We start from the raw sequence: 22,658 nt of genomic DNA on the forward strand, positions 1-22,658 counted from the left end.
CGCAGCCGCAAAGCGGGCCGATAGAATAGGCGGATGCATCGACATGTCCATGAACCCGAAATCCTAGCAGACCCTGCAGCCGCACAAACTGCCGAACATTGGCGACAACGCGATCTCGGCGTGGTGTGGCACCCCTGCACGCAGATGCGTGAGCACCCGCACACGCTGCCGCTGGTGCCGATCGCGCGTGGCGAAGGCGCATGGCTGGTCGGCCATGACGGCCGCCGCTATCTGGACGCGGTGAGCAGCTGGTGGACCAACCTGTTCGGTCATACCGAACCGCGCATCGGCGCGGCCATCGCGCGCCAGGCCGGCGAACTGGAACAGGTGATGCTGGCCGGCTTCACGCATACGCCGGCCGTGCAACTGGCCGAGCAGTTGCTGGCGATCGCGCCACGCCAGGCCGGGCGCGCGCCGTTGTCCAAGGTGTTCTACGCCGACAACGGATCGGCGGGCGTGGAGGTGGCGCTGAAGATGGCCTTTCATTACTTCCACAATCGCGGCGACCACCGGCGGACGCGGTTCATTGCACTGGAGAATGGCTACCACGGCGAAACCATCGGCGCGCTATCGGTGGGCGATATTCCGCTGTACCGGCGCGTGTATGCGCCGCTGTTGCTGGAAGCAATGTTCACGCCCTCGCCCGATGCCTACCTGGCCGAACCGGGGCAAAGCGCCGAAGACTATGCGCTGCAGGCAGCCGATGCGTTGCAGGCACTGTTCGAACGCTCGCCCGGCGAAATCTGTGCGCTGATTCTGGAGCCGCGCGTGCAATGCGCGGGCGGGATGCGCATGTACCACCCGGCGTATCTGCGCCGCGCACGCGAATTGTGCGATGCCCATGGCGCATTCTTGATCGCCGACGAGATCGCCACCGGCTTCGGCCGTACCGGCACCCTGTTCGCCTGCGAACAGGCCGGCGTGATGCCCGACCTGTTGTGCCTGTCGAAGGGGCTGACCGGCGGCTTCCTGCCGCTGTCGGCGGTGCTGGCCACGCAGCAGTTGTACGACGCGTTCCTGGACGATTCGCGCGAGCGTGCGTTTCTGCATTCGCACAGCTACACCGGCAATCCGCTGGCATGTGCGGCGGCGTTGGCGACCTTGAAAATCTTCGCAGACGACGACGTGATTGCGCGCAACCAACCCATCGCCGCGCGCATGCGCGAGCTCGCTGCGCAGATCGGCGCACACCCGGCCGTGGCGGACGTGCGCCAGGCCGGCATGATCGTGGCGTTCGAGCTGACCCAGGGCGGCGACAAGCGCACGCCGTTTGCGTCCGCCGCGCGCGTCGGCCTGAAGGCGTATCGCGCGGCGCTCGAGAAAGGCGTGGTGCTGCGCCCGCTCGGCGACGTGCTGTACTGGATGCCGCCGTATTGCGTGGACGAGGCGCAGCTTGCGTTGTTGGCCGACACCACCGGCCATGCCATCACCGAGGCGGTCGCATGCGCCTGACCCGCTCGCATGTCGCGCTGCCGCTGCACTGCGACCAGGAAGTGACGTTGCCGGAAGAGTCGGCCAATCACCTGCTGCGGGTACTGCGGCTGCGCGAGGGCGATGCCTGCATCCTGTTCAACGGCGACGGCAGCGACTACCACGCACGCATCACCGTGGCGGGCAAGCGCGATGCACGTGCGCTGGTGGAACGCGCCGAGCCGCTCTCCAACGAATCGCCGCTGCGCATCACCTTGATGCAAGGCATCGCGCGCGGGGAAAAGATGGATCTGATCCTGCAGAAGGCCACCGAGCTGGGCGTTGCGGCGATCGTACCGGTGATCGCCGAGCGCACCGAGGTCAAGCTCGATGCGGCGCGCACCGAAAAACGCGTGGCGCACTGGCGCAGCGTGGTGGTGTCGGCCTGCGAGCAATCCGGGCGCGCACGTCTTCCCAGCGTGGCCGTGCCGCAGGGTCTGCAGGACGCGGCGCAGGCTAGCGACGCGCATGCGCTCCGGCTGACGCTGGACCCACAGGGCGAGCATCGCCTGGGCACGTTGGCATCGAGCATCCAGCAACACGTCGTCGTGGCGATCGGGCCGGAAGGCGGCTGGTCGCCGCGCGATCGCGCGCTACTTGCCGAGGCGGGCTTCAGCGGCCTGCAGCTGGGGCCACGCATCCTGCGCACCGAAACGGCGGGACTGGCGGCGATTGCGGCGCTGCAGTCGCGGTTCGGGGACTTATAGCGCCGGGACCTTGTAGGAGCGCACCGGTGCGCGACAGGGCGTTTATCGGTAACGCCTCATCGCGCCCGGGTGCGCTCCTACGGGGATGCGGGAATTTGCTCGGCATGGCGTCGTCTCTTGTATGTTGACGGCTCCGTCCACCGCGTCCCGACCTGACACCCGCGCAGTCTCGTAGGAGCGCACCTGGGCGCGACAGGGCGTTTATCGGTAACCCCTCATCGCGCCGGGTGCGCTCCTGCGGGATGCGGAGGTGATCGATCTGGCTGCAGCCGGCTTGCTGCACCTGCCGATGTGCGAGCGCTCAGCGGCCGTGCTGCAGGAACCAGCTGGCAGCACCGATGACGCCGAGCTGGCCGTGCTCGACGATGCTCACCGGCACCTGCTCCAACGCGGGACGCAAGGCGCCCTTGTCGAGCAGGCGCGCGACAAAATCGCTCTCGGCGATGAAGCTGGCGATTTGCGGCAGGAAACCGCCGGCCAGATAGACACCACTGCGCACGCCATACAGCAACATCAGGTCGCCGACCACGCTGCCCATAAATCCGCAAAACGCCTGCAGCGCGTCGTGCGCCAATCCATCGTTGCCGGCCATTGCGGCCGCGGTGATGTCGGCCGGGGTGGCATGCACCACGCTGTCGCCGCGCAAGGCGGCCAGCGCGGTGTACAGATTCAACAGGCCCGGGCCGGACAACAGCGTTTCGGTAGCCACGTGAGTGCGCGTGCGCCGCAGTTCCTGCAGCAACGCCATTTCCAGATCGCTGGCCGGCGCCAGTGCCGCGTGGCCGGCTTCGGTGGGCAGCACCACCGGATGGGCACCGTTGGGGATCCACAGCGCCGCGCCCAGGCCCGTGCCCGGACCAAGCACCAAGGCCGGGCCCGCGGCACCTTGCGCCGGGCCAGACAACTGCATGACCTGGTTGCCGATCATGTAATTGGCCGCGTAGGCGACCGCTTCGAAATCATTGACCAGATGCAGGGCCTGCATGCCGAGCTGGCGGCGGATCTGCTCGGGTGCCAGCACCCAGGGCAGATTGGTGGTAATCACGCTGCCGTCTTCCAGCGCGTAGCCGGCGCTGGCGATCACGCCCCGGCGGACTGGTGCACATCCCAGTTCCGCGAAGAACGTGGTCATGATGTCGGCCAGACCCGGATACTCGGCGCAGCGGTACTTGCGGTAGTCCAGCACCGTGACCGGCTTGCCTGCGTCATCGCTTTCGCACACCAGCGCCAGGCGCACGTGCGTCCCGCCCACATCGGCGGCAACGAAGGTTTCGTGGCGCGGAAAGGCCACCGCTTCCATTGGACTGCTTGCGCTCACGCATTCTCCTGATCAGTGGCGGCGGCTGGCGTCGTCGCGCGTTGTCCGACGAACGGCCAACGGGTAGACAACGTTGTCAGCAATCGTCCTGTAACGCAACCGTGGCAACCGCGACGCGTCCCGGACGGGACGGCGCGCGTCATTCGCCAAAAATACGCAGGCGCAACGGCGATTCCTGCACAACCCCAGGGCGAACCGGGGCAGCTGCGACATTTTCGATCGTACGCGCCGATGGTAGCAGTCGCGCTCGCAAAGCGTATTGCGCAAACTGCTGCGAGGCAAAGTCGGCTTTCGCCTGAAAATGCTGCATTGCAGCGCAATCGCAGCCACATCAGAGATCTGTGACGACGTGTTGACAACGCTGTCAGGGCTACGCGAGACTCGATTCAAATCGGAGTTCTGGCAGGAGGGGCCATGGACTGTTCGGTACTGAAGAACGGGCATTCCCTCGCCTGGCATTCCAGATTCGCGAGTCGTGCGTCGCCCGACGTTCCCGCTCGCTGATGTGCGTTTAGCTCCACCGCTTCACCACACGGGGGACACCTCCTTCACCGCGCGAATCGCCTGCACCCTGCTTCGAAACAAGCGTGCCAGCGCAATCATCGCGATCGGTCAGGGCGTGTTGTTTTGCCGGCCACGCCGAGCGCGTTGCGTCCTATTGCAGGGCAGCACGCTCACAGCACTAACCAATGAGGTTTAGCCATGCACAGCCGCACCACGACGTTAGCACTCTGTATCACCGCCGCTCTGTACTGCTCCGGCTCTGCAATGGCTGCCGGACAAGAACAACAAGCCCCGGCCAGCACGCCGTCGGCCACCACCGAGCTGGATACCATCACCGTCACCGGCTACCGCGCGTCGCTGGAGAAGAGCCAGGCAGTCAAGCGCTCGGCCAACTCCATCGTCGATGCGATCAGCGCCGAAGACATCGGCAAGTTCCCGGACGTCAATGCGGCCGAATCGCTGTCGCATCTTCCGGGTATCAGCGTCGACCGCCAGTTCGGCGAAGGCGAAAAGGTCAGCATCAACGGCACCGACCCGGCCTTGAACCGCGTGCTGCTCAATGGCCAGACCATCGCCTCGGGCGACTGGGGCGGCAACCCGACCGATACCAGCGGCCGTACCTTCAACTACACGCTGCTGTCGCCGGAAATCATCGGCCTGATGGAGGTCTACAAGACCCCTGAAGCGCGCATCGACGAAGGCTCGATCGGCGGCACGGTGATCGTGCACACCCGCAAGCCGCTGGACCTGCCCAAGAACACCATCCGCGGCTCGGTCGGCTACAACTACAACGACCGCTCCGAAGAGGGCAATCCGCGCGGTTCGGCGCTGTGGAGCTGGAAGAACGACGACGAAACCTTCGGCGCGTTGATCTCCGCCACGCACGACAAGCAGGACCTGGCACGCGCCGGTATCGAATACTTCGGCTACACCACCGGTGCCAACATTCCGCCGACCGCCACCATCACCGGCGACGGCAGCGATGTGGCCACCGCGCGCGTGCCGGCCGGCATCAACAGCGCATTCTTCCAGCAGACCCGCGAACGCAGCGGCGTGCAAGGTGCGTTGCAGTGGAAGCCCGACGAGCAGAACGAGTTCAACCTGACCGGCCTGTACATCAAGGGCAAGTACAACAACTTCAGCGAATCGCGTTACGTCTGCCCGGCCTGTAACAACGACATCCAGAAGATCACCAGCGCCAACGTCGAGAACGGTGTGGTCTCCTCGGCCACGGTATCGGACAACACCCGCGGTGGCGTCAACGATCAGCCATACGCGCAGCTGGATGCGAACTATCGCGAGAGCACCGTCACGACCAAGAGCCTGAACCTGCGTCACGACTGGTCGGGTGAAAAGTGGGTGTTCACCACCCAGGTTGGCGACACCCAGGCAACGGGCGGCAAGAACCCCGAATACCTGATGAAGTTCCTGATGACCGATGGCGGCTATAACTACGACTTCGACGGTTCGCACACCGCAGTCAATTACGCCAATGGCGGTGCATCGAACTGGACGCTGCCCGGCTCGCCGGCAGGCCTTGCTCCGGGTTCGCAGGATGCCAGCGCCACGCAGGCTGGCGGCATCTTCTATCAGAAGAGCAAGGATGAAGAGAAATATTTCCAGTGGGATGCAGCACGTGACCTGGCGGTTGGCCCGTTCACCAAACTGCTGTTCGGCTACAAGTACATCAACCATAACAATGGTGTAGACGCACGCGGCAACCGCATCAACACCACCGATCCGGTGTCGCTGACCCAGTTCAACCCGGGCACCACCCCGAGCGGTCTGTATGACGGTTTGGGTGCAAGTGGCGATCTGACCACCTGGCCAACCGCCAGCCTGAGCTCGGTCCGCAACTATCTGCTGTCGCAGCCGCAGGGACCGTACCGTACCGACTTCGGCTCCTCGTTCGACGTGAAGGAAATCACGCAGAACTTCTACACGCAGTTGAACTACGAGACCGGCAAGTGGCGCGGTAACGTTGGCGTGCGCCTGGTCGACACCACCGACAAGTCCGAGTACTGGCAGAGCCAGGACGGTGGCACCACCTTCAGCCGTGTTGCCGAAACCAACGACTACCGCAAGGCGCTGCCGAGCTTCAACATCGCCTATGACGTCACCGACGACACCGTGCTGCGCTTCTCGGCTGCCAAGGTCATCGCACGTCCGCGTTATGCCGATCTGGCCGGTTCGTTCACCATCAACAGCGGCAACGGCAACCTGACCGCCAACGGTGGCAACCCGGATCTGAAGCCGTACGAATCCACCAACTACGATCTGGCTGCCGAATGGTATTTCGCGCCGTCCAGCATGTTGTCCGGTGAAGTCTTCTATCGCGATATCAGCTCCTACATCGTCAATACCACGGTCAGCCAGCAGCTCAATCCGGCGCCGCCGGCGGTGGCGGGCGTCTACCAGGTGACCACGCCGGTCAACGTTTCCGATGCGAAGGTCAAGGGCGCATCGATCAACTATCAGCAGGCGTTCGGCCTCGGCTTCGGATTGCAGGCGAACTACACGTTTGCCAAATCCGATGCGAGCACCGGCTTGAACCTGCCCTACTTGTCGCGCGACACCTACAACGTGATCCCGTATTGGGAACACGGCGACTGGACGGTGCGTGTGAACTACAGCTACCGCTCGAAGTACTTCACCCAGATCGGACGCCTGGGCTCGGAAGACTTCGCAGACAGCTACAAGCAGCTGGATTTGACCGCCTCGTATCAGATCACCGACTACATGGGCCTCACCTTCGGCGCCACCAACCTGCTGGATTCCACCTACCGCTTGTACAGCGGAACCAGGGACACCCCGACAGCGTTCTACAAGAACGGCCGCGGCTACCAGGCCCAGCTGAACTTCAAGTTCTGATGTAGTCCCGGCGCGCCACCGACCCTCCACGGTGGCGCGCTTTTTTTTGGACCTGTCGCTGTCCGCAGCGGCAGGTCGATGTCGCAACAAGGAGTGGTACTGGCCACGCCCCTTCGCCGCCGAGGGGGCGTGGCCAGGCCCGCTTTCGCCATCTACGCGCGGCCGCAGCATGACCGACGCGTTTCGCTTACAGGAGTGCAGTTCCCATGACGACCGATAGCCGCCAGTTCGCGGCTCCATCCCGCCGCCACGCCGGAGCTGCACCCAGGAGCCGAATGCTCGCGTTCGCTCTGTTGCTCGCGCTGCCCGCGCTGCACGTCAACGCGGCGCAATCGCCCACCGCCCCTACCGCCACCACGCTCAGCCCCGAGGCGATCGACCAGCAGTGGCTCGATGCCACCGCTGCCTATGCGCCCGAACGCGAACGTCTGGTGCGCGAAGCCGAAGCCGGCGCACGCAAGGGCCCGTTCCGTCCCGACTGGGCCGCACTGAAGGCCTATCAATCGCCGGCGTGGTACGACAACGCCAAGTTCGGCATCTTCATCCACTGGGGCGTGTTCTCGGTGCCGGCGTTCGGCAGCGAGTGGTATTCGCGCAACATGTATCTGCAAGGCTCCAAGGAATTCGCCCATCACGTGGCGACCTACGGGCCGCAGGCGAGTTCCGGCTACAAGGATCTGATTCCCAAGTTCACCGCGCCCAAGTTCGACCCGAATGGCTGGGCCAAGCTGTTCCGGCAATCCGGCGCGCGCTATGTAGTGCCGGTGGCCGAGCACCACGACGGTTTTGCGCTGTACGACTCCAAGTTGTCCGACTGGACCGCAATGAAGATGGGGCCCAAGCGCGACCTGCTGGGCGAGTTGTCCAAGGCCATCCGCGCACAGGGGCTGCATTTCGGGCTGTCATCGCACCGTGCCGAACACAACTGGTTCTTCGATGGCGGGCGCACCTTCGATTCGGACGTCAACGATCCGCGTTACGCCGCGCTGTATGGTCCGGCGCAGGTGCGCCTGCCGGGCAAGGACGATGCCGATGTGGCCAACGACTGGACACCGGTCTCGCAGGCCTGGCTGGACGATTGGCTGGCACGCACCACCGAGTTGATCGACACCTATCAACCGGACCTGATCTATTTCGATTGGTGGATCGCCCACCCCACCTTCCGCCGCAGCCTGCCGACGATGCTGGCGTATTACTACAACCAGGGCGCGGCGCGTACCGAAGCAGACCGCGGCGTGGTGGTGAACTACAAGCTGGGCGCCTTCCCCGAAGGTGCAGGCACGCTGGATATCGAGCGCGGCCAGCTCACCGGCATCCACCCCACGCATTGGCAGACCGACACCTCGGTGAGCAACGCCTCGTGGGGCTATATCGAAAACGACACCTACAAGTCGCCCACCTTCATCATCCACATGCTGGCCGACGTGGTGGCCAAGAACGGCAACCTGATGCTCAACATCGGCCCGCGCGCCGATGGTTCGATTCCGGAGACCGAGCGCGGCATCCTGCTGGCGATCGGCAAGTGGCTCAAGACCAACGGCGGCGCGATCTACGACAGCAAGCCGTGGCGCGTGTATGGCGAAGGCCCCACCGAAGTGGTGGGCGGCACTTTCCAGGACATCAAGACCAAGCCGTACACGGCCGAGGATTTCCGCTTCACCACCCGCGATGGCGCGCTGTATGCGATCGAACTCGGCTGGCCCAGCAATGGCGAGGCGGTGATCCGCTCGCTCAAGGCCGCCGACGGCGTGCGCGCGGTGACCTTGCTGGCAAACGGCAAGAAGATCCCGTTCGAACAACGGGCCGACGGCCTGCATCTGCGCCTGCCGGCCAAGCCGGTTGGCGAAAGTGCCTATGTGTTCCGCATCGACCTCTCCTCCCCCACTCCCTGACGGATGTTGTCTTTCATGAGCAAGCGATTGACCTGGATGTTGCTCGCGCTGGCATTTGCCTGCGCCCCGGCCTTGGCCAAAAACCCCACGGCGTTGTTCTATCTGATGAACACGCAGAAATCGACCAACTCGTTCATTGCCAACGTCGACAAGATCGATGTGGTGGTGCCCACCTGGTACGGCGTGGACCAGAACGGCCTGGTCAACGGCACCCCCAACATGTACCTGTACGACATCGCCAAGCAGCACAAGCTGCGGGTGATGCCGATCCTGTCGATGACGACCGGTCGCGAAGGCTTCCACAAGCTGATGCATGACGAAGCCGCCAAGAAGCGCATGATCGAATCGCTGCTCATCCACGGCAAGCAGCACAAGTACTACGGCTTCCAGTTCGATTTCGAAAACATCGCCTGGACCGACCGCGACGCCTACACGCTGATGGTCAAGCAGACCGCAGATGCGCTGCACAAGGCCGGTTTCAAGATGTCGGTCGCCGTGGTGCCGAATGCACCGGGTTATGCCGAAGGCGGCCAGTTCTCCAAGTGGATGTGGGAATACTGGCGCGGTGCGTACGACCTCAAGGCGCTGGGCCAGGCGGTGGATCTGGTCAGCCTGATGACCTACGACCAGCACACGCGCTGGACCACGCCGGGCCCGGTCGATGGCATGGTGTGGATGAAGAAGCACCTGGATTACGCCATCACCCAGGTGCCGAAGGACAAGCTGTCGCTGGGCATCGCCACCTACGGCTACCGCTGGTACACCGGCAACCCGGTGAAGGAAGACGGCACCGAGGCATCGAACATTTCCGCAACGTATATCGATGCAGACGAGTCGTTCCCGCTGGCGCAGGAACAGAACGCCACCGTGCAGTGGGATCCGGTCGAGCAGGAATCGTGGTTCTACTTCTATCGCGACGACATGCGCGAGTGGGTGTTCCGCCCGGACGCGCGCAGCTTCAAGGCACGTTACGAGCTGACCAAGCAATACGGCCTGGAAGGCTTCAGCTGCTGGGTGCTGGGCGCCGAAGACCCGAAGGTGTGGGACGAGCTACCGACCGCGCAGCGCTAAGCGCAGCCGACGCTACGATGGCACAGCGATCAGGCGGGCACGGCTGGTGCAAGGAATCGGACTGCGTGGCTGCATTCCGATTCCAGCGTTGCCCGCGCCCGTTTTGCAGCGACCGACGCCCCTGACGTGATCGCATGACCACGCGGTGCCCACGCTGCGCAGCGGGACCAAGCGTGCGCCGGTCACTGCGTCTTCCGATACGGCTTTGCTACTGTGCGTGGCTGCCGTGTACCGCCGCCATACCGGGATGTGATTGCATGACGTCGAACTCCGCACCCACCGCACGCCTGACAGCCGTCGCGCCGTTCTCCTCGCGCCTGCTTGCGCTTGCGTTCGCAGCAGTGTCGCTGGCCGGCTGCGGTCAACGTGCACCAGGCACCTCGCCGGCCGCTGCCACCGCCGGCGCACCTGCTGCCGCAACCGCAGACACTGCGGGTACCCCGTTGCCACTGATTCCCGCAGCAGTCGAGGTCAAACGCGGTAGCGGCAGCTTCACGGTGGGCGCCGGCACGGTGATTTCGATCGTGCCCGGCGATGCCGATGCACGCCGCAGTGCCGAACATCTGGCCGATTTGCTGCAACGCACACGCGGGCTGCGGTTGGAAGTGCGCGCCGAAGCCAGCGCATCGCCGGGCAGCATCCGCCTGGAGCGCAGCGCGCAGGCGCCGGTAGCGCACAAGGAAGGCTATAGCCTGGAGGCCGATGCCAGGGGCGTGCGCATCGCCGCGCGCGATGGCGCCGGCTTGTTGTACGGCGCAATCAGCGCCTGGCAATTGATGACACCGGATGCACGCAAGGGCGAGGTCCGGCTGCCGGCGGTGACGATTCGCGACTGGCCGCGTTTCAGCTGGCGCGGCCAGCACCTGGATGTGGCCCGGCATTTCCATGATGTGGACACGGTCAAGCATGTGCTCGATACGATGGCCCTGCACAAGCTCAACGTGCTGCATTGGCATCTCACCGATGACCAGGGCTGGCGCATCGAGATCAAGCGCTATCCCAAGCTCACCGAGGTAGGCGCATGGCGCACACCGCCCGGCGCCGGCCAGCACGGCACGCCGCAGCGTTATGGCGGCTTCTACACCCAGGAACAGATCAGCGAGATCGTCGCCTATGCGGCGCGCCTGCATATCACGGTGCTGCCGGAACTGGACATGCCCGGCCATGCACAGGCAGCCGTTGCCGCCTACCCCGAAGAAGTGGGCGTACCCGGCGCACGCACGCAGGTGGGCGTGGACTGGGGCGTCAACCCGTACCTGTTCAACACCAGCGAACGTAGCCTGACCTTCATCACCAACGTGCTGGACGAAGTGCTGACCTTGTTCCCATCGACCTACATCCACATCGGTGGCGATGAGGCGGTGAAGGATCAATGGGAAGCCTCGCCGGCGGTGCGCGCGCAGATGCGCAAGCTCGGGGTCAAGGACGCGCATGCGATGCAGGGCTGGTTCAACGAACAGCTGGCGGCCTACCTCACCCAGCACGGCCGGCGCATGATCGGCTGGGATGAAATTCTGGAAGGCGGCGTGCCGGCCAGTGCGTCGGTGATGTCGTGGCGCGGCATCGAAGGCGCGGTGATTGCAGCACAGCAAGGCCATGATGTGGTGCTGGCGCCGGGCGACTGGCTGTATCTGGACAACCTGCAGACCACCCGCAGCGACGAACCGAACGGTCGCCTCACGGTGTTGCCGCTGTCGAAGGTCTACGCATTCGACCCGGTACCGGCCGAGCTCAGCGCCGAACAGGCCAGGCATGTACTGGGCGCACAAGGCGCGTTGTGGTCCGAATACATCCCCTCGCAGTGGCATGTGGATCACGCCTTGTTCCCACGTTTATCTGCAATAGCGGAAGTGACCTGGTCGCCGCCGGCAGCGCGCAACTGGAACAGCTTTCTGGCCCGCATGCCGGCGCAGCTGCAGCGCTACAAGGCGCTGGGCATCGATTACAGCGACGGCGCCTTCGCTGCCGATATCGCGCTGGAAGGCGGACCCAATCCGGTGCTCGCCGGCGGGCCGGCCAAGGTGACACTGAGCACGCAAGCCGGCGCGGGCACGCTGCACTACACCATCGACGGCAGCGAGCCCACGCCGGCATCGCCGCGCTACAGCGCGCCGTTGACGATTCGATTGCCGACCACGGTCAAGGCCACGGCGTTCGATGCGAACGGCACGCCGCTGGCGGCCACGCGCAGCCGTACCTTCGATCGCGCCAGTTTGTTGCGGGTGGATACGCAGGGACTGCAGCACTGCGTCGAAACCGGCGCGCTCGGCTTGCGGCTGCCGCTGCTGCCGGAGATGACCGGCGCCGACACGCCGGTGTACAACGTCGACCTGTTCCATGCCTGCCGCCTGTATCCGCAGGCACGGCTGGACGGTATCGGCGCAATCCGCATCGACGCCGCACGCCTGCCCAACAATTTCGGCCTGGCTCACGAGCAATCCAAGGTCGTGCAATACCCGGCCAAAACCCGCGGCGGTGAGCTGGAAGTGCGTCTGGGCTGCGACGGCGATCTGATCGCCAGCGTGCAGCTGCCGCGCAGCGACACCCTGGGCGAACAATTCACCCTGGAAACCGCACTGCCTGCACGCACCGGCATCCACGATCTCTGCCTGCGCTTCACCGCGCCGATCCGCGGCCCCCTGTATGCCATCGGCGCCGTCCAACTGATTGAAACCACTGCGCAGGCGCCCCCCGCCGCCACGCGCTGAGCCACCCTAGGAGAGTCACGCATGCCCCTGTCCCGTCATCGTTTTGTTCCCGCCCCCGCCCGTCTCGGGCTTGCCCTGGCCTTGGCCATCTCGCAGGCCTGGGCAGCACCGCCGACGGCAGTGAATCTGGACAGCGGCTGGCAGGTGCGGCTGGTGCCGGGTCAGGAGCAGGGCAAGACGTATCCGAAGGCAGCGGCGTGGTTGCCGGCGCAGGTGCCCGGTGCGGTGCAGACCGACCTGATCGCCGCCAAGATCGTGCCCGACCCGTTCTATCGCGATAACGAAGGCAAGATCCAGTGGGCGGGCCTGAGCGATTGGCAGTACCAGACCCGTTTCAATGTCGATGCGGCCACACTCAAGCGCGAACATGTCGAGCTGGTGTTCGACGGCCTGGACACGTTTGCCGAGGTCACCCTCAATGGCAAGCAGCTGCTCAGCGCCGACAACATGTTCCGGCAGTGGCGCGTGGATGCGAAATCCTTGCTCAAGCGTGGCGATAACGTGCTCGAGGTCAAGCTGTATTCGCCGATCAAGAAGATCCAGCCGTGGCTGGCCAAGCAACCGTATGCGCTGCCGGGCGCCTACGATTCGGCGTTCGGGGACGAGCCGGAGGCACGCCACAGCTCTACCTACGTGCGCAAGGCGCCGTACAACTTCGGTTGGGATTGGGGCCCGCGCATGGTCAATGCCGGCATCTGGAAGGATGTGCGCGTGGAAGCGTGGGACGCCGTGCGGGTGGATGGGCTGCATATCGCCCAGCAACGCGTGGATGCCGATAGCGCGCAATTGCAGGCGCAGCTGGAACTGCAGGCCGGCCGCAGCGGGCCAGTGCAGGTGACGCTGGATGTACTGGGCCCGGATGGGCAAAAAGTCGCCCAGTTCACCCAGGACGCGGTGGTCGATCCCGGGCAGAACCGCATCGAGCTGGCGGTGCGCATCGCCAAGCCCAAGCGCTGGTTCCCGGCCGGCTACGGTGCGCAGGACCGCTACACCTTCGTGGCCAACGTGCGCGATGCCGATGGCGACAGCCAGCAGATCAAGCGGGTCACCGGCCTGCGCTCGGTAGAGCTGCGCCGCGAAAAAGACCAGTACGGCAAGAGCATGGAGATCGTGATCAACGGCATCCCGATCTTCGCCAAGGGGGCCAACCTGATTCCGCTGGATGCCTTCCCCGCACGTGTCACGCACGCGCGCATGCGCAGCACCTTGCAGGACGCGCGCGATGCCAACATGAACATGCTGCGCATGTGGGGCGGCGGGCATTACCAGGACGACTATTTTTACGACGTCGCCGACGAGCTTGGCATCATGATCTGGCAGGACTTCATGTTCGGTGGCGCGGTGCCGCCGTACGACGTGGAGTTCCGCGAGAACACCCGGCAGGAGGCGATCGAACAGGTCAAGCGGCTGCGCGATCACCCCAGCATCGTGTTGTGGTGCGGCAACAACGAAGTGCAGACCGGCTGGGAAAACTGGGGCGACCGGGTCAAGTTCAAGCAGTCGGTGGACCCGGAAGAACGCGCCCGCATCGAACGCGGCATGACCACCTTGTTCGGCACCGTATTCCGTGAAGTGGTGGCCACCTACGATAACGACGCGCCGTACTGGGCCACCTCGCCGGGCACCGATTTCGATGGCGCGGCCGACCAGACCAACGATGGCGACATGCATTACTGGAAGGTGTGGGGCGGCCCTGCCCTGCCGGTCACCGAATACCTCAACGTCACCCCGCGCTTCATGTCCGAGTACGGCCTGCAGTCGTTCCCCGATATGCGCACCGTGCGGGCGTTTGCCGAGCCCGGCGACATGGATCCGGAATCGCCGGTGATGCGCGTGCATCAGAAGTTCGACAAGGGCAACGGCAACAAGCGGCTGATGCTGTACATCCGCCGCGAATTCGGCGAGCCCAAGGATTTCGACAGTTTCGTCTACCTGAGCCAGCTGATGCAGGCCGAAGGCATCAACATCGCCGCTTCGCATCTGCGTGCCTCTCGCCCGCAGTCGATGGGTTCGCTGTACTGGCAGCTCAACGATGTGTGGCCGGGCGCGTCGTGGTCCAGCGTGGATTACTACGGCCGCTGGAAGGCGCTGCATTACCACGCACGGCGCTTCTACGCGCCGGAAATGATCGCCGCATTGCGCAACGACAAGGGCCAGACCGAGGTGTCGCTGGTCTCCGACCGCACCACCCCGCTGGCAGCGCGCTGGCGCATGCGAGTGATGGGCATGGATGGCAAGGTGCTGAGCAAGCGCGAAGAAAAAGCCAGCGTCAAACCGCTGAGCAGCCTGCAGGTGGGCAACTTCAGCGACAAGCAATTGCTGGGCAGCGCCGATCCCAAGCGCACCTACGCGGTGTTCGAGCTGCTCGACGGCGACACGTTGCTCTCGCGCGAGGTGGTGTTCTTCGCGCCGGCCAAGCAGCTTGCATTGCCGGCCGCGAAGATCGACAGCCAGTGGCGTGCCGATGGCGATGGCTACGCACTCACCCTGACCAGCAACACGCTGGCGCGCGAGGTGTGGCTGTCGTTCGGCGATGTGGATGCCACGCTGTCGGACAACGCCTTCGACCTGCTGCCGGGTGAGCCACTGACCGTGCGGGTGAGCAGCAAGGCGGCACTGGCGCAGTTGCAATCCACGCTGCAGGTGCGCGACCTGGCCGCCACGCTGGCTGGCGCGCCGCCGGAGCCTGCCGAAGCAAAGTAAACCGCCAGGAACAGGTCTCAGCAGACGACGCAGCACGCGCGTAAGCACGCTGCTTTATCCGCGAAGACCGCATGTAGCGCTGACGGCTCCATGCAATGCATCGCACGCAAGGCAGTCAGCGATTTGTAATGACCAATGCCCGCAGCATCACTGCGGGCGACCCAAGCGCAACGCGTGACGGCCATGGCCGCCGCGCAGGAGTGAACCGATGTCGTTGTCCGTCTTTCCGTGCCGTCTTGCCGCTGCACTCAGTGTGAGCCTGGCCCTGCCGCTCATCGCTGCACCGGCAGTGGCCGCAAAAAACACCGATGCAACGCCCGAACAGCGCGCCGCCGCCCTGGTCGCGCAAATGAGCCGCGAAGAAAAAGTGGCCCAGGCCATGAACGATGCACCGGCGATTCCGCGCCTGGGCATCCCCGCCTACGAGTGGTGGAGCGAAGGCCTGCACGGCATCGCGCGCAACGGCTACGCCACGGTGTTTCCGCAGGCCATTGGCCTGGCGGCGAGCTGGAATACCCGCCTGATGCAGCAGGTGGGCACGGTGGTGTCCACCGAAGCGCGCGCCAAGTTTAACCAGGCCGGTGGTCCGGGCAAGGACCATAAACGCTACGCCGGTCTTACCATCTGGTCGCCCAACATCAACATCTTCCGCGACCCGCGCTGGGGCCGTGGCATGGAAACCTACGGCGAGGATCCGTTTCTCACCGGGCAGATGGCGGTGGGCTTTATCCGCGGCCTGCAGGGCGAGGACCTCAACCATCCACGCACGATCGCCACGCCCAAGCACATCGCGGTGCACAGCGGCCCCGAGCCGGGCCGGCATGGCTTCGATGTGGATGTCTCGCCACGCGATGTGGAAGCGACCTATACGCCGGCCTTCCGCGCTGCCATCGTCGAAGGACAGGCCGGCTCGGTGATGTGTGCGTACAACTCGCTGCACGGCACCCCGGCGTGCGCGGCCGACTGGTTGCTCAACGGCCGCGTGCGCGGCGACTGGGGCTTCAAGGGCTTTGTGGTGTCCGATTGCGATGCGGTCGACGACATGACCCAGTTCCATTATTTCCGCCCGGACAACGCCGGCTCGTCGGCCGCCGCGCTCAAGGCCGGGCACGATCTCAACTGCGGGCATGCCTATCGCGAACTCGGCACGGCGATCGCGCGCGGCGAAGTGGACGAAGCCTTGCTCGACCAATCGCTGGTGCGCCTGTTTGCCGCCCGCTACCGCCTGGGCGAGCTGGAGGCCCCGCGCAAGGACCCGTACGCGCGGCTCGGCGCGAAGGACGTGGACAACGCGGCGCATCGTGCGCTGGCCTTGCAGGCGGCCGCCGAGTCGATTGTGCTGCTGAAGAACGATGCCAACACGTTGCCGCTCAAGGCCGGCACGCGGCTGGCGGTGATCGGCCCGAATGCGGACGCACTGGCTGCATTGGAGGCCAACTACCAGGGCACCTCGTCCGCGCCGGTGACGCCGCTGCTGGGCCTGCGTCAGCGCTTCGGTGCGCAGCAGGTGAGCTACGCACAAGGCGCACCGTTGGCTGCCGGCGTGCCCGGCATGATCCCGGAGACGGCACTGCGCAGCGATGGCAAGCCGGGACTGCGTGGCGAATATTTCGACAACGTCGACATGAGCGGTGCTGCACGCGTGGTGCGGCAGGACCGCACGGTGAGCTTCAACTGGGATCAGGTCGCCCCGGCAAAGGGCGTACCGGCCGACCGCTATGCCGTGCGCTGGAGCGGCGAGCTGCTGCCACCCAGCGCTGGCGATTACACCCTGGCAGTGCGCGTGGCGCGTTGCTTCGACTGCAGCGGGCACGACCCGGTACGCCTGTATATCGACGACAAGCTGGTGGTTGCCGGCAACGCCGAAGACAAGCACGTGCCGGCCGGCATGCACAACGCCGACGGCCGGAGCGTGGAAACCGTGCTGCATTTCGACGACACCCGCCCACGCAAGATTCGCCTGGAAATGGAGCATCGCGGCCAGGATCAGGGCGTGCGCCTGGAATGGCTGGCTCCTGCCGCCGCGCAACTGGCCGAAGCCGAGCAGGCCGTGGCACAGGCAGACGCTGTGGTCGCCTTCGTTGGCCTGTCGCCGGATGTGGAAGGCGAAGAGTTGCGGATCGATGTTCCCGGCTTCGACGGTGGCGACCGCAACGACATCGCCCTGCCCGCCCCGCAGCAAGCGCTGCTCGAACGGGCAAAGGCGTCCGGCAAACCGCTGGTGGTGGTGCTGATGAGCGGCAGCGCGGTGGCCTTGAACTGGGCCAAGACGCATGCCGATGCGATCGTGGCCGCGTGGTACCCGGGCCAGTCCGGCGGCACCGCGATCGCGCGCATGCTGGCCGGCGACGACAATCCCGGCGGTCGCCTGCCGGTGACCTTCTACCGCTCCACCAAGGACCTGCCGGCCTACGTCAGCTACGACATGAAGGGCCGCACCTACCGTTACTTCAAGGGCGAGCCGCTGTTTGCGTTCGGCTATGGCCTGAGCTACACCCGCTTTGCCTATGACGCGCCGCAGCTGTCCACCACCACGCTGCAAGCCGGCAGTTCGCTGCAGGTAACCACGACCGTGCGCAATACCGGTGCACGTGCCGGCGACGAAGTGGCGCAGGTGTATCTGCAATATCCGGACCGTCCGCAGTCCCCGTTGCGCAGCCTGGTCGGTTTTCAGCGCGTGCATCTTGCAGCGGGCGAGCAACGCACGCTGACCTTCAACCTGGATGCACGCGCGTTGAGCGACGTGGATCGCAGCGGGCAGCGCGCGGTGGAAGCCGGCAACTACACGTTGTTCGTCGGCGGCGGGCAGCCGGGTACCGGCGCGGCCGGCAATACCGCGCCGTTTTCGATCCAGGGGCGTTCGCCGTTGCCGAAGTAGGCGCCGCATCGCGCTGACGCACGCAGTCGCCGGCCATGCCGGAGCAGGTGGACAACAGCGGCGCGGGTGTCGATGGCGTGTCGACGAGGCACCATGCTGCCGGAGGCAGCGACGTGCATGCCTACGCGCCCTTGTCGGCGTGTTGATCGGCGCTGACGATGCCGCTGGAGGGCGGCCGGACGAGTGCCGACGTGCGGGCTGCAGGCCGGAGGTCGTGGTGCCCAGCGTGGCGTTGTCGAAGGCGGTTTGCGGCCCGCATCCAGAAGGGCAGACCGCGGACCGGCCCGCGACTGCGCCATCGAATAGTCCACATGCGGCAACGAATTGTGCGACCGCACTATGCACATTCGGCGCACACGTTGTATGGTCATCGGGAATTGGTCATGCATAGGTCTCATCCTCAGCCGGCAGGTCGCGCGGCTCTGGAGCGGCACTGGCGTGCGGGCCTGCTGTCGACATCCAAGGAGTTCCAGGTCATGCATACCCGCCGCGACATCCTTCAGTTGCTCGGCGCTAGCGCCGGTGCCGGCTTGCTGGCCAGCGCCCTGCCCGCGTTCGCGGCCGCGCCCGCCACCGGCGCGTCCAGTGCAACCGGCCGCTTTGTCAGCAAGCGTCCGCCCAGGGCGCAGCGCCGCTTCGTCAGCAAGGCGGTCGAGCAGCAGATCGCGCAGATCAAGGCGCGCATCGCCGACCCCGAACTGGCCTGGCTGTTCGAGAACTGCTACCCCAACACGCTCGACACCACCGTGGAAACCGGCACCCGCAACGGCAAGCCGGACACCTTCGTCATCACCGGCGACATCCACGCGATGTGGCTGCGCGACTCGTCCGCACAGGTGCACCCGTACGTGCCGCTGGCCAGGCGCGACCCGGCGTTGCGGCGCATGTTCCATGGCCTGATCCAGCGCCAGGCTGCGTGCATCACGCTCGACCCCTATGCCAACGCGTTCCTGCCCGACGGCCAGACCCAGCGCCTGAAGTGGTCGCTCAACGACATCACCGAAATGAAGCCGGGCGTGGGCGAGCGCAAGTGGGAAGTGGATTCGTTGTGCTACCCCATCCGCATTGCGCACGAATACTGGCGCGCCACCGGCGACACCGCACCGTTCGACGACGACTGGCGCGCGGCAATGCACGTGGTGGTCAAGACCTTCCGCGAGCAGCAGCGCAAGGACAACCGCGGCCCGTACGTGTTCCAGCGGCCCTCGCCACTGGCCACCGAAACCCTGGTGCTGGAAGGCTACGGCCAGCCGACCAAGCCCAACGGCATGATCCACTCGATGTTCCGCCCCTCCGACGATGCCTGCGTGTTTCCGTTGTTCGTGCCGGCCAACCTGTTCGCAGTCACCTCGCTGCGGCAGCTGGCCACGATGAGCACGGCCTTGCATCGCGACACCGCCTTCGCCGCCGAGTGCACCGCGCTGGCCGACGAAGTGGAAACCGCCACCCGCCGGTTCGGCCAGCAGCGCGATGCCGACGGGCAGGCGTACTGGGCGTTTGAAGTGGACGGCTTCGGTAACCAGTTATTCATTGACGACGCCAATGCACCCGGTCTGCTCAGCCTGGCCTACCTGGGCTGCTGCGATCGCGCCGACCCGGTGTTCCTGCGCACGCGCCAGCTGGCCTGGAGCGAACGCAACCCGTATTTCTCGCGCGGCAAAGCGGCCGAAGGCGTCGGCAGCCCGCACAGCGGCATGGGCACGATCTGGCCGATGTCGATCATTCAGTACGCGCTGGTCAGCGACGACGACGCGCAACTGCGCCAATGCCTGCAATGGTTGAAAACCACCCACGCCGGCACCGGCTTCATGCACGAGGCCTTCGACAAGGACAACCCGAGCACCTTCACCCGCGACTGGTTCGCCTGGGCCAATACCTTGTTCGGCGAACTGATCATCGACCTGCATCAACGCAAACCCCAGCTGCTGCGTAGCGCCTGACCTTCCCCTCTCCCATCGGGACCTCGGTCCCCTTCATGGGAAGAAGGTGCCCGAAGGGCGGATGAGGGTACGGCGCACCCACCTCGCGACATCAGAGATCACACACATGGCAACACGACGCGATTTTCTCCAAGGCGCCATCGCCGCAGCCCTGTTCGGCAGCGTCGGTCTGCCCGGCCGGGGGCGCGCGCGCGCCGGCAATTACGCGCTTCCGGCCGACGCGCGTGCCCGCGCCGACCTCACCCGGCATGTGGATGTGTTCATCGGCACCGGCGGCCACGGCCATACCTTCCCCGGCGCCACGCTGCCGTTCGGCATGGTGCAGCTCAGCCCGGACACCTATAACGCGGTGTGGGATTCGTGTTCGGGGTATCACGAGTCCGATGGCTCGATCATGGGCTTCTCGCACACGCACCTGTCCGGCACCGGCATCGGCGACATGCTGGACGTCCTGCTGGTGCCCGCCACCGGCGAGGTCAAACTGGTGCCCGGCCCGCTCGACAACCCGGATGCCGGCTACCGCTCGCGCTACGACCACGCCGACGAAGCCGCATCGCCCGGTTACTACCGCGTGCGCCTCAAGGACAGCGGCGTGCATGCCGAACTCACCGCCACCGCGCGGGCCGGCCTGCACCGCTATCACTTCCCCAAGGGCAAACCCGCGCACGTGTTGCTCGACCTGTGCCACGGCATGCAGGACAAGCCGGAAATTGCCACCCGCGTGAGCGATGCGCAGCTGCGCGTGGTCGACGAACGCACCCTCACCGGCGGACGCCGCGTCTACCAATGGGCCAAGGGCCGCTACATCTATTTCGCCATGCGCCTGTCGCGCCCATTCAAGCACGTGCAGCTGTACAACGAAGACCAACCGCTGGCCGCCGGCACGCGCAGCACCGACGGCACCCACCTCAAGGCCGCGTTGCATTACCCCGATGCCGCCGATGCCCCGCTGCTGATCAAGGTCGGCATCTCGGCCGTCAGCGCCGACAATGCATTGGCCAATCTGGACGCCGAATTGCCGGACTTCGACTTCGCGCGCGTGCATGCGCAAGCGGTCGCTGCCTGGGAAAAGGAACTAGCCCGCGTGCGCATCGACAGCGATGACGACGCGCAACGGCGCATCTTCTACACCGGCCTGTATCACAGCCTGCTGGCGCCCACGCTGTTCTCCGATGTGGACAACCGCTACCGCGGCATGGACCTGCAGATCCACACCGCGCCGAAGGGCTACAACAACTACAGCACCTACTCGCTGTGGGACACCTACCGCGCCGCCCATCCACTGCTCACGCTGGCCCAGCCCGAGCGCGTGCCGGACTTGGTGCAATGCCTGGTGCGCGGCGCCAACGAATGCCCGGACGGCGTGGGCATCTGGCCGCTGCAGGGCGTGGAGACCGGCTGCATGATCGGCTATCACTCCGCCGTGGTGCTGGCCGAGGCGCATGCCAAGGGCTTTACCGGGATCGACTACAAGGCCGCCTGGCCGGCGTACCGCAAACGTGCGATGGACGACACCACCCACGGCCTGGGCGAGTACCGCAGGCTCGGTTACATCCCCGCCGACAAGGTAGACGAATCGGTCAGCCGCACGCTCGAATACGCCTACGACGACTGGGCCTGCGCACACCTGGCACAAGCCGCAGGCGCCAGCGCCGATGCACGCACATTGCGCGAACGCTCGCGCAACTACCGCAACGTGTTCAATCGCGACAGCGGCTTCGTGCAGGCACGGCTTGCCGACGGCAGCTGGGCCACACCGTTCGACCCGCGCGGCATGGGCCACATCGCCAAGTGGCGCGATTTCACCGAATCCAACGCCTGGCAGGCCACCTTCCTCAACCAGCACGATCTGTACGGCTACATGGAGTTGTACGGCGGCCGCGACGGTTTCGTCGCCAAGCTGGACGAGCTGTTTTCCACCAGTTCCGAACTGCCCGCCGATGCACCGCCGGATATCGACGGCATGGTCGGCCAGTACGCGCATGGCAACGAGCCCAGCCACCATGTGGCGTATCTGTTCGCCTATGCCGGCCAGCCGTACAAGACCCAAGCGATGGTGCGCCGGTTGCTGCGCGAGCAGTATCACGACGCGCGCAACGGCCTGTCCGGCAACGAAGACTGCGGGCAGATGAGCGCCTGGTTCGTGCTCAGTGCACTGGGGCTGTATGCGGTGGATCCGGTCAGCGGCAACTACATCGTGGGCAGCCCCTTGTTCAAGCGTGCCACGCTGGACGTGGGCAATGGCCGCACGCTGCGCATCGTGGCCAAGGACAACAGCGCGCAGAACGTCTATGTGCAGTCGCTGACCTTCAACGGCAAATCGCTCACCCGCGCCTGGCTACGTCACACCGAGCTCGCCGCCGGCGGCACGCTGGAGTTTGCGATGGGGCCCAAGCCTAACCCGGCCTTCGGCGCAGACAAGAAGGATCTGCCACCGTCGTTCGCGTAATGCCAGTACGTCGCTTGCACGAGCGGCGCGTTCGGTTCTTGCTGCGCGAATGGGGAACGCCCTTGCCCGTGTACGCAAACAGGGATCGCTTGTTCATTTGCCAGTGGAAGTTGCTTTCTCATTCCGCAGGCGGGGATTGCTCTTCCC

11 protein-coding genes are annotated in these 22,658 nt (G+C 65.3%); 10 read left to right on the forward strand and 1 reads right to left on the reverse strand.

What is annotated here, in order from left to right:
• Positions 1 to 33 precede the first annotated feature (33 nt).
• Both bioA and HLH45_RS19540 read left to right on the forward strand, forming a co-directional pair.
• A complete protein-coding gene (bioA, locus tag HLH45_RS19535; protein ID WP_011348219.1) occupies positions 34 to 1,452 on the forward strand; it encodes an adenosylmethionine--8-amino-7-oxononanoate transaminase in 1,419 nt (472 codons plus the stop codon).
• Positions 1,443 to 2,177: a 16S rRNA (uracil(1498)-N(3))-methyltransferase gene (locus HLH45_RS19540; protein ID WP_008572062.1), complete on the forward strand. Its 735-nt coding sequence runs from the start codon at positions 1,443 to 1,445 to the stop codon at positions 2,175 to 2,177. Before bioA ends, HLH45_RS19540 begins: the two co-directional genes overlap by 10 nt.
• 301 nt (positions 2,178 to 2,478) lie before the next feature.
• Here the strand turns inward: HLH45_RS19540 and HLH45_RS19545 are convergent, their stop codons facing one another.
• Positions 2,479 to 3,477 (reverse strand): glucokinase family protein, encoded by a 999-nt coding sequence (locus HLH45_RS19545; RefSeq protein ID WP_008572061.1) that lies wholly within the window; start codon positions 3,475 to 3,477, stop codon positions 2,479 to 2,481.
• A gap of 720 nt (positions 3,478 to 4,197) precedes the next feature.
• Between HLH45_RS19545 and HLH45_RS19550 the strand changes: the two genes are divergently transcribed.
• The 8 genes from HLH45_RS19550 to HLH45_RS19585 all read left to right on the forward strand — a co-directional run bounded on the left by HLH45_RS19550 (position 4,198) and on the right by HLH45_RS19585 (position 22,511).
• Positions 4,198 to 6,870: a TonB-dependent receptor gene (locus HLH45_RS19550; protein ID WP_014090757.1), complete on the forward strand. Its 2,673-nt coding sequence runs from the start codon at positions 4,198 to 4,200 to the stop codon at positions 6,868 to 6,870.
• 206 nt (positions 6,871 to 7,076) lie between these two features.
• Complete coding sequence (locus HLH45_RS19555) at positions 7,077 to 8,762, forward strand: alpha-L-fucosidase (RefSeq protein ID WP_031423701.1); 1,686 nt, start codon at positions 7,077 to 7,079, stop codon at positions 8,760 to 8,762.
• Positions 8,763 to 8,765: 3 nt separating this feature from the next.
• Complete coding sequence (locus HLH45_RS19560) at positions 8,766 to 9,833, forward strand: glycosyl hydrolase family 18 protein (RefSeq protein ID WP_017155577.1); 1,068 nt, start codon at positions 8,766 to 8,768, stop codon at positions 9,831 to 9,833.
• A gap of 257 nt (positions 9,834 to 10,090) precedes the next feature.
• Positions 10,091 to 12,541, forward strand: coding sequence for a family 20 glycosylhydrolase (locus HLH45_RS19565; protein WP_008572056.1), 2,451 nt, complete (start codon positions 10,091 to 10,093; stop codon positions 12,539 to 12,541).
• Positions 12,542 to 12,562: 21 nt separating this feature from the next.
• A complete protein-coding gene (locus HLH45_RS19570; protein WP_033478617.1) occupies positions 12,563 to 15,244 on the forward strand; it encodes a beta-mannosidase in 2,682 nt (893 codons plus the stop codon).
• Positions 15,245 to 15,452: 208 nt separating this feature from the next.
• A complete protein-coding gene (locus HLH45_RS19575) occupies positions 15,453 to 18,122 on the forward strand; it encodes a glycoside hydrolase family 3 C-terminal domain-containing protein (RefSeq protein ID WP_033478616.1) in 2,670 nt (889 codons plus the stop codon).
• 476 nt (positions 18,123 to 18,598) lie between these two features.
• A complete protein-coding gene (locus HLH45_RS19580; RefSeq protein ID WP_008572053.1) occupies positions 18,599 to 20,062 on the forward strand; it encodes a glycoside hydrolase family 125 protein in 1,464 nt (487 codons plus the stop codon).
• 106 nt (positions 20,063 to 20,168) lie between these two features.
• Positions 20,169 to 22,511, forward strand: coding sequence for a GH92 family glycosyl hydrolase (locus HLH45_RS19585; protein ID WP_008572051.1), 2,343 nt, complete (start codon positions 20,169 to 20,171; stop codon positions 22,509 to 22,511).
• The last annotated feature ends 147 nt before the right edge of the window (positions 22,512 to 22,658 follow it).

The sequence above is a fragment of the Xanthomonas euvesicatoria genome (assembly GCF_013112235.1).
GTDB classification, from domain to species: domain Bacteria; phylum Pseudomonadota; class Gammaproteobacteria; order Xanthomonadales; family Xanthomonadaceae; genus Xanthomonas; species Xanthomonas euvesicatoria.